The sequence below is a fragment of the Sphingomonas sp. genome, assembly GCF_036387535.1.
GTDB lineage: Bacteria > Pseudomonadota > Alphaproteobacteria > Sphingomonadales > Sphingomonadaceae > Sphingomonas_R.
Genome location: NZ_DASVTO010000053.1, coordinates 1 through 12,623 on the forward strand (window position 1 = coordinate 1; position 12,623 = coordinate 12,623).

12 protein-coding genes are annotated in these 12,623 nt (G+C 67.3%); 7 read left to right on the top strand and 5 right to left on the bottom strand.

Translation table 11 applies throughout. The features are described from left to right. Both VF649_RS04385 and VF649_RS04390 read right to left on the bottom strand, forming a co-directional pair. Positions 1-724, bottom strand: a 724-nt coding sequence (locus VF649_RS04385) for a stimulus-sensing domain-containing protein (protein WP_331010739.1), incomplete at its 3' end; no start/stop codon positions are given. Between the two features lies 1 nt (position 725). Further along, on the bottom strand, positions 726-1,436 hold the full coding sequence (locus VF649_RS04390; protein WP_331010740.1) for a response regulator transcription factor: 711 nt from the start codon (positions 1,434-1,436) through the stop codon (positions 726-728). 189 nt (positions 1,437-1,625) lie between these two features. On the opposite strand from VF649_RS04390, the gene VF649_RS04395 reads away from it, so the two are divergent. The 7 genes from VF649_RS04395 (at position 1,626) to VF649_RS04425 (ending at position 9,781) form a co-directional block, all read left to right on the top strand. Continuing rightward, the gene (locus VF649_RS04395; RefSeq protein ID WP_331010741.1) at positions 1,626-3,224 is read left to right on the top strand and encodes a phosphoenolpyruvate carboxykinase; all 1,599 of its coding nucleotides are present in this window, start codon (positions 1,626-1,628) and stop codon (positions 3,222-3,224) included. 82 nt (positions 3,225-3,306) lie between these two features. Beyond that, positions 3,307-4,368 carry a GGDEF domain-containing protein gene (locus VF649_RS04400; RefSeq protein ID WP_331010742.1) on the top strand — a complete coding sequence of 354 codons (1,062 nt, stop codon included), beginning with the start codon at positions 3,307-3,309 and terminating at the stop codon, positions 4,366-4,368. A 76-nt stretch (positions 4,369-4,444) separates the two neighbouring features. Beyond that, entirely contained in the window at positions 4,445-5,851 is a 1,407-nt protein-coding gene (locus tag VF649_RS04405) for a M28 family peptidase (RefSeq protein ID WP_331010743.1), read from the top strand. 94 nt (positions 5,852-5,945) lie between these two features. Next, positions 5,946-7,403: an IMP dehydrogenase gene (gene guaB / locus VF649_RS04410; RefSeq protein ID WP_331010749.1), complete on the top strand. Its 1,458-nt coding sequence runs from the start codon at positions 5,946-5,948 to the stop codon at positions 7,401-7,403. A gap of 3 nt (positions 7,404-7,406) precedes the next feature. Then, complete coding sequence (locus VF649_RS04415) at positions 7,407-8,588, top strand: RsmB/NOP family class I SAM-dependent RNA methyltransferase (protein ID WP_331010744.1); 1,182 nt, start codon at positions 7,407-7,409, stop codon at positions 8,586-8,588. Positions 8,589-8,620: 32 nt separating this feature from the next. Then, positions 8,621-9,151, top strand: a complete 531-nt coding sequence (locus tag VF649_RS04420; protein ID WP_331010745.1) for a hypothetical protein — start codon at positions 8,621-8,623, stop codon at positions 9,149-9,151. A 6-nt stretch (positions 9,152-9,157) separates the two neighbouring features. After that, on the top strand, positions 9,158-9,781 hold the full coding sequence (locus VF649_RS04425) for a LysE family translocator (RefSeq protein ID WP_331010746.1): 624 nt from the start codon (positions 9,158-9,160) through the stop codon (positions 9,779-9,781). A gap of 9 nt (positions 9,782-9,790) precedes the next feature. Here VF649_RS04425 and rsmA read toward each other — a convergent pair whose 3' ends face one another. From rsmA to VF649_RS04440, 3 genes are all read right to left on the bottom strand, one after another. Further along, on the bottom strand, positions 9,791-10,639 hold the full coding sequence (gene rsmA / locus VF649_RS04430; RefSeq protein ID WP_331010747.1) for a 16S rRNA (adenine(1518)-N(6)/adenine(1519)-N(6))-dimethyltransferase RsmA: 849 nt from the start codon (positions 10,637-10,639) through the stop codon (positions 9,791-9,793). After that, on the bottom strand, positions 10,636-11,625 hold the full coding sequence (pdxA, locus tag VF649_RS04435) for a 4-hydroxythreonine-4-phosphate dehydrogenase PdxA (RefSeq protein ID WP_331010750.1): 990 nt from the start codon (positions 11,623-11,625) through the stop codon (positions 10,636-10,638). The genes rsmA and pdxA overlap by 4 nt, the downstream gene beginning before the upstream one ends. 22 nt (positions 11,626-11,647) lie before the next feature. After that, the coding region (locus tag VF649_RS04440; RefSeq protein WP_331010748.1) for a peptidylprolyl isomerase at positions 11,648-12,623 on the bottom strand (976 nt) is incomplete at its 5' end.

Below are 12,623 nucleotides of genomic sequence, written 5' to 3' on the forward strand. Positions count from 1 at the left end.
CCAGGAACAGCGATAACAGGACCGAGGTGAGAATGACGACCAGCAGCACGATGCCGAGCCGCAGCCGTTCCTCCCGCACGATCCGCGTGATATCCCGCGCATTGCCCGTGATGAACAACACACCGCTACCGCGCGCCGGCAGCGGGCTGGCCACCGAGAGGACCAGCGTCCGATCCGGCGCGCGCCGGACCTGCGTGCGCATTCCGCCATGGGCGAGGACGCCGCGCACCTCCGGCCAGGCAGCGGCCCGGTCCACCGCTGGTTCGGCGAAATCGTCGGGAATATCCGCGCCCGCGACCGCATCGACCGCACGATCCAGGAACCGCGCGACATGGCGTCGCCAGGCTTCGGTCGCCGGATCGCGCAATTCATAGGTCGGTGCCTCATGCCGCCAGCTATCGTCCAGCAGGCGACCGTCAGGCGCATAGATGCGCAGCCGCATCTCGGTCGATTCGCCGAGCCGGGCGATCAGGGCGGGGCGGTCCTCCGGCCGGGCGGCGTCGATCGCCTCGCCGACCAGCGCGGCCTGCACCCGATATTGTTCGACCCGCTGATCGATCAGCCGCGACCGATAGCTGTCGAGATAGAAGAAGCCGCCGGCAAGCAGCGCAAGCGCGAAGATGTTGACCGCCAGGATACGCGTGACCAGCGTCCACCGCCCGGACCAGGCGAGGGCGAGATCGCGGTCCAGTTCGTCATTGCCGGTCCGTACAACCGCCGCCATCCTATTCCTCGGAAAAGCGATAGCCGACGCCGTAGAGCGTCTCGATCGCCTTGAAATCGCCGTCGACCTGTCGAAACTTGCGCCGCAGACGCTTGATATGGCTGTCGATCGTCCGATCATCGACATAGACGTCGTCCTGATAGGCCGTATCCATCAGCGCATCGCGCGACTTCACGAAGCCGGGCCGCAGCGCCAGCGCTTCCAGGATCAGGAATTCGGTGACGGTCAGCACGACGTCCTGCCCCGCCCATTGCACGCGGTGGCGGGCGGGATCCATCGTCAGCCGCCCGCGGATGATCCGTTCGGCGGCGGGCACGGGCTCCCCCTCCGGGTCCGGCGTGGCGCGGGCTTCGGCCCGGCGCAGGATGGCACGGATGCGCGCGATGAGCAGCCGTTGCGAGAAGGGTTTCGTGATATAGTCGTCCGCGCCCATCGCGAGACCCAGCGCCTCGTCCAGTTCATCATCCTTGGACGTCAGGAAGATGACGGGGATCGCGCTCTTCTCACGCAGGCGACGGAGCAGTTCCATGCCGTCGAGCCGCGGCATCTTGATATCGAGCACCGCGAGATCGGGCGGCGAATCGATCAACGCCTTCAACGCGGCTTCCCCGTCCGAATAGACGCGCACCGTGAACCCTTCGGATTGCAGCGCGATCGAAACCGATGTCAGGATGTTGCGATCGTCATCGACGAGCGCGATCGAAGCGGACATGACAGCGCTTTCCCTTCCCGCCTGCGCCCGACCGGTTAGCGGATCGCACGGGGCGCCGCAACGATCGGCTTGCCGAACCTGTCAACGCTGTCGGTAACATTGCCGGGATTGCGGGCGTGGCATACTGCCCCCGACAGAAGCCGGACGGAGCCGCAGGAAACGATCCGGCCGTTACCAGGAGAGTTGCCTATGACCGTTCGCACGCCGGTATCTGGTCTCGATGCGCAACACATCGATACCGCGGCCACCGTCCACTGGAACCTGACCACGGCCCCTCTGGTCGAACAGGCGCTCCACCGGAACGAGGGCATATTGGCGGCGGACGGTCCATTGGTGGTCGAGACGGGCACGCACACCGGGCGGTCGGCGCAGGACAAGTTCATCGTCCGCGACGGCACAACCGAAGACACGGTGTGGTGGGGCAAGAGCAACAAGGCGATGCAGCCGGACCATTTCGCGGTCCTGAAATCCGATTTCTTTTCCGCGCTGGGTGCGGCCGACACGCTGTATGTTCAGGATCTGTATGGCGGATCCCAGCCGACCAACCGCGTCCGCGTGCGCGTGGTGACCGAGCTGGCATGGCACAGCCTGTTCATCCGCACGATGCTGGTACGACCCGATGCCGCCGACCTGAAAGCGTTCGAGGCGGACTACACGATCATCGACCTGCCGAGTTTCCGGGCGGATCCCGCACGGCATGGCACCCGCAGCGAAACCGTGATCGCTGTCAATTTCACCGAGAAGCTGATCCTGATCGGCGGCACCAAATATGCCGGCGAGATGAAGAAGTCGGTCTTCGGGCTGCTGAACTATCTGCTTCCGGCCGACGGGGTGATGCCGATGCACTGTTCCGCCAATATCGGACCGAATGGCGATACGGCGGTATTCTTCGGGCTGTCGGGAACGGGCAAGACGACGTTGAGCGCGGATGCCAGCCGCACGCTCATCGGCGATGACGAGCATGGCTGGTCCGACGATGCGGTCTTCAATTTCGAAGGCGGCTGCTATGCCAAGATGATCCGCCTGTCGCCCGAAGCGGAGCCGGAAATCTATGCGACCACCCGCCGGTTCGGAACCGTGCTGGAAAATGTGGTGATCGACCGCGAGACCCGCACGCTCGACCTCGATGATGCGCGGCTGGCGGAGAATAGTCGCGGTGCCTATCCGATCGACTTCATTCCGAATGCCAGCGCCGACAATCTGGGCCCGGTACCGCGCAACATCATCTTCCTGACGGCGGATGCGTACGGCGTGCTGCCGCCGATCGCGCAGCTGACGCCGGATCAGGCCATGTACCATTTCCTGTCGGGCTACACCGCGCGCGTCGCCGGCACGGAGATGGGTGTCACCGAGCCGGATGCCACCTTCTCCACCTGTTTCGGGGCGCCGTTCATGCCGCGGCATCCGTCGGTTTATGGCAATCTGCTGAAGCAGCGGATCGCCAAGGGCGGGGTGACATGCTGGCTGGTCAACACCGGTTGGACCGGCGGCGCGTATGGCGTGGGGCAGCGTATGCCGATCCGGGCGACGCGGGCGTTGCTGAACGCCGCACTGGACGGATCGCTGACCAGCGCGGCGTTCCGGACCGATCCCAATTTCGGGTTCCAGGTGCCGGTCGCGGTTCCCGGCGTCGACGCCGACATCCTCGATCCCCGCGCGACCTGGCCGGAAGGGGCCGCCTATGACAAGGCGGCGAAGCGTCTGGTCGATCTGTTCGTGCAGAATTTTGCGCAATTCGAGGACCATGTCGACGAGGGTGTCCGTCAGGCTGCGCCGCGTGCGGCATGAGCCCCGATAAAGTCGACAGCCGATTAAAGCACCGGTCCGGCGTGACGTTAACCCTGACATGCATGCGACCGGATCAGAGCGGATGGAGGCGGGTCGCGAACCCGCGCGTGGCGACGGGACGCGCGGTAGCCCCACGCGGCTGCTGAGCCGGCTGTTCCGATCGAAGCCGCCGGGGCCGAAACGCGCCGAAGATGCGAGGACCGAGGCGCCTGTGTGGCGGATGCCGCACATGGCCGAAGTCGCGGACTATTTGCGCGCGCGCAACCTGCCGCCGCTGCCGGTGCATTATGAAGCCGCGTGGATCGCACTGGGTGGACCGATCGATGCGGTGCCGCCCGCGGGTCCATCGGCGGTCGACCTGTGCGCGGAAGCGCTGGACCGCGTAATCGGGGACGCGCGCGGGACGCTGAATACCATGTCGACGCTGCTGTCGAAATCGCGGGCCGAAACCGCGGCATATGGCACCGCGCTGGAACATGAAGCGGGCGCGCTTGATCGATCGCCCGACGTGCTGGAAATCCTGATCTCGCTGACCCGCCGGATGATCGATCATAATCGCCTGGCCGATCAGAAGATGCGGGCCATGGGGGGCGAGATGGACGCCCTGCAAGGCCATCTGGCCGAAGCGCGGACGGTCGCGACGCGCGATCCGTTGACCGGACTGGACAATCGTCGTGCCAGCGAGACACGGCTGGAAGCCGCGATCGCGCGGTCCGTGGCGGGCAAGCTGGCCGCCGGAACCACGGTGGCGCTTGCCTATTGCGACATCGATCATTTCAAGGCGATCAACGACCGGCTGGGTCATGAGGTGGGTGATCGCGTGCTGAAACTGGTCGCGCGCACGCTGATGGACGGCGTCGGGCCGGGCGGGCATGCGGGCCGATATGGCGGCGAGGAATTCCTGCTGGTGTTCGACGGAATTTCGATCGACGAGGCCGAGGACCGGATCGACGCGGTGCGCCGCGACCTGGCATCCCGGACGCTGCGCGTGCGCGACACGGGGGAGGCGATCGGGACCGTTACCTTTTCGGCCGGGTTGGTCGCGTGGAAACCGGGCGACGGGCGCGACACGCTGATGCACCGCGCGGACGAGGCGCTGTACCGTGCGAAGGGACTGGGGCGGAACCGGATCGAACGGGGATGACCGGACGCGATGTGCGGTGGCCGAAAGCGGCATTTCGGGGCTGGCACGCGCGGGACCGGCTTGTTACGCGAAGCGCATGTCTTTCCCACGCATCGCGGCGATCCTGCCGCTTCTCGCCCTGTCTGCGCCGATCGCGGCGCGCTCCATTTCCGAAGGCTCGCTCGCGCGTCATATCGATGTGCTGGCGAGCGACGCCTATGAAGGCCGGAAGCCGGGGACGCCCGGCGCACTGAAGGCGATCACCTATATCGCCGGCGCGTTTCGACAGGCGGGACTGAGCCCGGCTGCCGCGGACGGAAGCTGGTATCAGCCGGTCCAGTTCGTCGAGCGGATACCGGCGCGCAGCACCGCGCGCTTCGGCGGACGCGAGGAGGCGGGGATCGCGCTGACCGGACGGATCGCCGACGCCAGCATCGCCGATGCGCGGGTGGTATTTGCGGGCTACGGATTGCCGAGCGATCCCGCCGAACTGTCGCAAGCGGACGTGCGCGGCGCGGTCGTCCTGATCCGTGCCGGCGCACCGCAGGGTGTGGAGAAGCCGTTGCGCATGGCGGAGCGGATCAAGGCCATGGTCGCGCGCGGTGCCGTGGCGGTCATCACCATCCTGCCCGAAACGGCGAAGTGGGCCGATGCACGGCCGGCGGCGACCCGGCCGACGACCGCGCTGGCCGATACACCGCGGGCCTTGATCCAGGGCATGATGAGCCAGGATGCGTTCGCGCGGATCGCGGCCGGGCCGGTACGGTCCGACCTGGGGCGCGCCAGCCTGGACGTCGCGACGACGTTGCGGCCGTTCACGTCGTGGAATGTCATCGGCCGGCGCGCCGGCACTTCGGCGCATGGCGAGACGGTCCTGTTCACCGGGCATTGGGATCATCTGGGGCTGTGCGGCCCGGAGGGTGCGGCGGACCGGATCTGCAACGGGGCGGTCGACAATGCCAGCGGGATCGCAAGCTTGATCGAGACGGCGCGGGCGCTGGGCGAGGGGGCGAAGCCGGTGCGGGACGAGCTGTTCATCGCGACCACCGGCGAAGAAATGGGTCTGCTGGGCATGGATGCATGGGCGAATGCGCCAACCGTGCCGTTGGACCGTGTCGTGGCGGCGATCAACGTCGACACGGTCGCGATCGCCCCACGCGGGATGCCGGTGGCGATCGTCGGCCGCGGGTTGACCCGGCTCGATCCGATCGTGGATGCGACCGCGCGGCGGCTCGGGCGCAAGGTCGACGCGGATCTGGAGGCGAATGCGTTCATCGATCGCCAGGACGGTGCGGTGCTGGTCCGCCGCGGCGTGCCTGCGGTGATGATCGGTGGATCCTTTTCCGATCTGAAGCGGCTGGAGGCGTTTCTTGGCAGCGTGTATCACAAGCCAAGCGACAATCCGGGCAAGGGCGTCGTCTTGGGCGGGGCAGCGGAGGATGCGGATCTGACGGTGGCGGTGGCCCGTACGCTGGTCGATCCGGCGGCTTATTCGGCGCGCTGATCCCGGCACGGCGCGGCCTGCCCGGGCACAGGGTGGCACAGCGGCGCCATCCGCCCTATAGGTTCGCACCCGAATCCCCGACCACAGGATGATGATGGATATCCCGCTCGGCCTGACTTTCGACGATGTGTTGCTTCGCCCGGCGGCGTCCGACGTGATGCCGGGGCAGGCGGACACCCGGACCCGCGTCACGAAATCGATCGCGCTCAACATCCCGATGCTGTCGGCGGCCATGGACACAGTGACCGAAGCCGACATGGCGATCGTCATGGCGCAGCTGGGCGGCCTTGGCGTGCTGCACCGCAACCTGACCATCGAGGAACAGGCCGCGGCCGTGCGGCAGGTGAAGCGGTTCGAAAGCGGCATGGTGGTCAACCCGATCACGATCGCGCCGGATGCCACGCTGGCCGATGCGCAGGCGTTGATGGCGCGGCACCGCATTTCCGGGATCCCGGTGGTGGAGGCATCCGGCAAGCTGGTCGGCATCGTCACCAACCGCGACGTGCGCTTTGCCGAAAATCCGGGCCAGCCCGTGGCCGAGTTGATGACGCGCGACAATCTGGCGACGGTGCCGGCCAGTGTAGACCAGGAAGGCGCGCGCCGGTTGCTGCATCAGCGCCGGATCGAGAAGCTGCTGGTGGTCGACGAGGCGTATCATTGCATCGGTTTGATCACCGTCAAGGATATCGAGAAAGCCGTCACTTATCCCACCGCGACCAAGGATGCCGCCGGGCGGTTGCGCGTCGCGGCCGCGACGACGGTGGGCGACAAGGGCTGGGACCGGACACAGGCGTTGATCGACGCCGGTTGCGACCTGATCGTGATCGATACCGCGCACGGCCATAATCGCGATGTGGCGCGCGCGGTGGAACGCGTGCGCGGATTGTCGAACGAGGTCCAGATCGTCGCGGGCAATGTCGCGACCGCCGAAGCGACCCGTGCGCTGATCGACGCGGGCGCCGACGCGGTGAAGGTGGGGATCGGACCGGGATCGATCTGCACCACGCGGATCGTGGCGGGCGTCGGCGTGCCGCAGCTGACCGCGATCAAGGAAGCGGCCGAGGAAGCCGCGAAGTCCGGCGTTCCGGTGATTGCCGACGGCGGTCTGCGCACGTCGGGCGATGTCGCAAAGGCGCTGGCGGCCGGGGCCGGATGCGTCATGATCGGATCGTTGCTGGCGGGGACCGAGGAAGCACCGGGCGAGACGTTCCTGTTCCAGGGGCGGGCGTATAAATCCTATCGCGGGATGGGATCCGTCGGCGCGATGGCGCGCGGATCGGCGGATCGCTATTTCCAGCAGGAGATCAAGGATCAGCTGAAGCTGGTGCCCGAAGGGATCGAGGGGCAGGTGCCGTTCAAGGGGCCGGCGCGCGATGTCATCCATCAGCTGGTCGGCGGGGTGAAGGCGGCGATGGGCTATACCGGGTCGCAGACGCTGGACGATCTGAAGAAAGCCAAGTTCGTGCGGATCAGCAACGCCGGTCTGCGCGAAAGCCATGTCCATGATGTCGCGATCACGCGCGAGGCGCCCAATTACCCGACCCGGGGCTGACGCGTGACGCCCGGCGCGCGCGTGCAGGCGGCGATCGACCTGTTGGATGAAACGATCGCGGCGGCGGGGACGGGCGGGGCGGCGGCAGACACGCTGATCGCCCGCTATTTCAAGACGCGGCGCTATGCGGGGTCCAAGGACCGGCGCGCGGTGCGTGATCTGGTCTATGCCGCGATCCGGCGGGCGGGTGAGCGCCCGGTGTCCGGGCGGGCGGCGATGCTGGGGCTGGTCACGGATCGTCCTGATCTGGCACCCCTGTTCGACGGATCGGAGCATGCGCCGGCGGTGATCGCGCCGGATGAGCTGGTGGCGCGCGCCGGCGTGGCACCAGCATGGCTGCTGGCGAAGCTGGATACGCTGGACGCCGCGGAACGTGCGGCGTTGCTGGATCGCGCCACGTTAGACCTGCGCGTCAATCGCCTGAAGGCGGACCGCGTCGCGGTGCTGACGGAGTTGCCGGACGCGGCGGCGACACCGCATGCCCCGGATGGCATCCGACTGCCCGAAGGGACCAAGATAGAAGGACTTGCGGCCTATATCGAAGGACGCATCGAGGTTCAGGACGAAGGCAGTCAGTTGCTGGCGCTGGCATGCGGCGTCGAACCCGGCATGACGGTGGTCGACCTGTGTGCCGGCGCGGGCGGAAAGACGCTGGCGCTGGCGGCGGCGATGGCGGATCAAGGGCGCCTGATCGCATGCGACACCGACCGGCGGCGGCTCGGCAATCTGATGCCGCGCGCGGTGCGGGCCGGGGTGACGATCGTCGAGCCGGTGCTGCTGGATCCGCAACGCGAGCGCGAGGCGCTGAACGATCACATCAAGCGTGCGGACGTCGTGCTGGTCGATGCGCCATGTTCGGGAACGGGCACCTGGCGGCGCAACCCGGAGGCGCGTTGGCGATTGACGCGGGCGCGGCTGGACAACCTGGTCACGTTGCAGGCGCATGTGCTGGACGTGGCCGCATCGCTGGTGCGGCCGGGCGGGACGTTGGTCTATGCGGTTTGTTCGCTGATCGATGACGAAGGAGCGGGCGGGTTCGCGGCGTTCCTGACACGGCATCCGAAATGGCGCGCGGTACCGATCGATTTGCCGGCGGGCGTCGCGCACGGCGCGGGCATACGCCTGACGCCGCATCATGACGGGACCGACGGCTTTTTCGTCGCGAGGGCCAAGGCGCCGTGCTAGCGTCGCGACGCGCCCGTTATAAGGAGTTCATGATGCGTTTCTCCGGCCCTGCCATTGCCTTGTCGCTCGCGCTGGCCGTCGCATCCAGCATGGGATCCACCCAGAAGCCGGACGATCAGATCAATCCGCGCTCGATCGCGCTGATGCAGGCGGGCGTCGCGGCGCAGCGGGCGGGAAACCTGCCGGGTGCCAGTGACCTGATCGAAACCGCACTGGCGGTCGATCCCCGCAACCGGGCCGCCTATCTGGCCCTGGCGCGGGTCGCGCAGGCGCAGGCTCTGCCGGGCAAGGCCATCCGGCTCTACCGCGAAGCGCTGACGCTGGAGCCGAACGATATCAATGCCTTGTCCGGGCAAGGTGAGGCGATGGTGCAGAAGGGTGCGGTCGAACGCGCCAAGGTGAACCTGACGCGGATCCGAACGATCTGCAAAACGGCGGCCTGCGCGCCGGCAACGACCCTGGCGGCGGCGATCGCCAAGGGCCCACCGCCCGCGGTCCTGACGGCGCAGGCCAGCCCGGTCGTGCCGCCGAAGGGCAAGGAAACCACGGCCGTCAAACCGTAGCACATGATGAACCCGATCATCTGGCTGGGCTTCGTGGCGGCGGCGTTGGCGATGGGATTGTTGCCGGGCCCCGGCGTGATGAGCATCGTCGGATACGCAGTCGGGTCGGGCCGGCGTGTCGCGCTGGCGTCGGTCGGCGGATTGGCGATCGGGAACCTGGTGGCGATGATATTGTCCCTGGCCGGCGTCGGGGCGTTGCTGGCCGCATCCGCTCTGGCGTTCAGCATCCTGAAATGGGCGGGTGCGCTCTATCTGATCGGTCTGGGCGTGCGGACAATGCTGCAGGCCGGGGTGCGGGCCGATCCGCAGGATGGCATCGGCCGCGCCATCGGCCCACGCGCAGCGTTTTTCGGCAATCTGGCGATCGGTACTTTTCATCCCAAGACGATTGTCTTCTTCGTCGCCTTCGCACCGCAATTCATCATGGCGGACCGTCCCTATGTGCCGCAGGCGGCCCTGCTGATCGTGACATTCTGCGGCGTGGTCGCGGTGACCGATACGCTTTATGCGCTGCTCGCCGCCCGTGCGGCGGGATATCTGCGTGGGCCGCAGGTGTCGTGCTGGTCGAAGCGGGTCAGTGGTGCCGTCCTGATCGCATCGGGGGTTGCGACGGCGGCGACGCGCAACTGACGGGGTTGATCAGACGATGGTGCGGTCGAGCCACCGTGCGACGGCGACGAACTCCGCCACGGTGAGCGTTTCGGCGCGGCGGGTCGGATCGATGCCGAGCGGTTCCAGCGCCGCGACGGCGCCCTCGACGCCTTTCAGCGATTGGCGGAGCATCTTGCGGCGCTGACCGAATGCCGCGGCGGTCAGGCGCTCGACGGTCTTCATGCGAACGCCCGCGGGTTGTGCCACGGGTCGCAAATGGACGATCGCGGACGTTACCTTTGGCGGGGGGACGAAGGCGGAGCGATGGACCGGAAAGGCGAGCGTCGCCGTCGATCGGAACTGCGCCAGCACCGAGAGCCGGCCATAGGCCGATGTGCCGGGCGCCGCGACCATGCGTTCGGCAACCTCCTTCTGGAACATCAGCGTGAGCGAGGCCCAGAACGGCGGCCAGGGTTCGGCGGTCAGCCAGCGAACCAGCAGCGCGGTGCCGACATTATAGGGAAGGTTCGACGCGATATGCGCGCCAGGCCCCATCAAAGCAGATTCGTCGATCGCGAGCGCATCATCCTCGATCACCGTCAGGCGCCCCGGATAGGCATCGCCCAGTTCGGCCAGCGCAGGCAGGCAGCGACGATCGCGTTCGACCGCAACGACATCCGCCCCCGCTTTCAACAGGGCGCGGGTGAGTCCACCGGGCCCCGGCCCGACCTCATACACGCGTTCGCCGGCCAGGGGGCCGGGGACGCGCGCGATGCGGTCGAGCAACTGACCATCGAGCAGGAAATTCTGGCCGAGCGCCTTGGATGCGGCAAGGCCGTGGCGTGCGATGACATCACGCAGCGGCGGCAGATCGGCCGCCGCGGGCGGGGTCGTCATGCCGTCGTCGCGCGGTGGCGGACCGCATCGCCGGCCAGCGCGATCGCCGCGATCATAGCGCCGGGATGCGCCTGGTTGGTGCCGGCGATGCCGAAGGCGGTCCCGTGATCGGGCGCGGTGCGGACGATCGGCAAGCCCAGCGTCATGTTGACGCCCTCATCGAAATGCAGCGTCTTGATGGGGATCAACGCCTGATCATGATAGAGGCAGAGGGCGACGTCATAATGGCCGCGCGCCCGTTCGTGGAACATCGAGTCCGATGCGAGCGGGCCGACGATGTCGATACCTTCCTCCCGCAGCTGCGCGACCGCGGGCAGGATCAGGTCGATCTCCTCCCGTCCCATCGCGCCGTCTTCGCCGGCATGCGGATTGAAGCCGGCGATCGCCAGCCGCGGATGAGCGATGCCGAAATTCTTGACCAGCCCGCGTTCCGTAACGCGCGCCTTCGCCATGATCAGTTCGATCGACAGCGCGTCGGGAACGTCGCGCAGGGCCATGTGCGTCGTGATGGGTACGGTGCGCAATGTCGGCCCGGCGAGCAGCATGACGACATTGTCACTGGCGACGCCGCAGCGTTCCGCGACGAATTCGGTCTGGCCCGGATGGACGAAACCGATGGCGTAAAGCTGCGCCTTGGAGATCGGTGCGGTCACCAGGCCGGAGGCGACCCCCGACCGTGCGAGGCCGGCGGCGAGTTCCAGCGCGTCCAGCGAACAGCGCGCGCCCGCCAGATTGGGTTCGCCAGGCACGATGTCCCCGGCATCCTCCACCTGCACCACCGGCAGCGCATCGGGAAAGCGCACGGCCGCTTCGGACGGATCGGAGATGCGGACAACCGGCCCGTCCCACACCGCCGCGATCGACCGCGAATCCCCGACCGCGAAAAACGGCGGGAGGCGGTGGGCGTCACGCAATGCCCATGCCTTGGCCACGATTTCCGGGCCGATGCCGGACGGGTCGCCAAGCGCGACGGCCAGCGGCGTCATGGCGTGGGGCGTGTCCACGGGATCAGCGATAATCCACGACCGCGTCGCGGCGAAGATCGCGAAGATAGCGGCGGGCGCTGCGATTGACGCGTTCCTCCTCCAGCTGGGACTGGATGGTCGCGGCGTCCGGTCCGGCGGCGGCGGCGGGTTCATCGCGGCCGCACAGGACCAGCGACCGGACGCCATCCTCGATCGATCCAAAGGGCGGGCTGGCCTGCCCGACCTGGAGATCGATCATCATCTGCTGCAACGCGGCGGGCAGATCGCGAATGCGGATCTGGTCATTGTCGACGACTTCGGCGTTCAGTGTCTTGGCGATCGCCTCCACCGAGCCGCAGCCGCGAACCGCCTTCATCGCATTGCCGAATTTCAGGACATCGGGCGCAACCTGATCCCGGGTCGCGCCCTTGGGAAACTTGATGCCGACCTGCTTCAGCGCCAGCACGGCATCGCGCGCATCGACGCCGCCGCCGACGCGCTTGTCGACCAGCGCGATGATGGAATAGCCGCCCGCGATCGGGATCGGCACGCTGACCGAGCCGGGTTGCATGGTCTGCGCCACGGCGGCCAGTTCCGAGGGGAGTTGTTCCGCGCGGACCCAGCCGAGATCGCCACCGACCGCCGCAGTCGATGCTTCGGAAAATTGATGGGCATAGGCGACGAACGAACCGCCCTTGCGCACCTGATCCACGATGCGATCGGCGTTGGCGAGCGTGTTGGCGGCAGTTTCCGGTGTCGAGGACAGGAAGATTTCGCCGATCCGGTATTCGGGCGCACCCTTGTTGGCGTTGATCCGTGCCATCACGGCGGCGACTTCCTCGTCACCGACGTTGACGAACGGTTCGATGCGGCGGCTCAGCAGCCGCCGCCACGCCAGTTCGCCTTCGATCTGGCGCTTGATCGAGGCTTCCGACGATCCCTGTTGCCGCAGGAACGCGCCAAAGGTTGCGGGTGTGCGTTTGAAGTTGCCGGCGACGCGGGCATAAGTCTGCTGAATC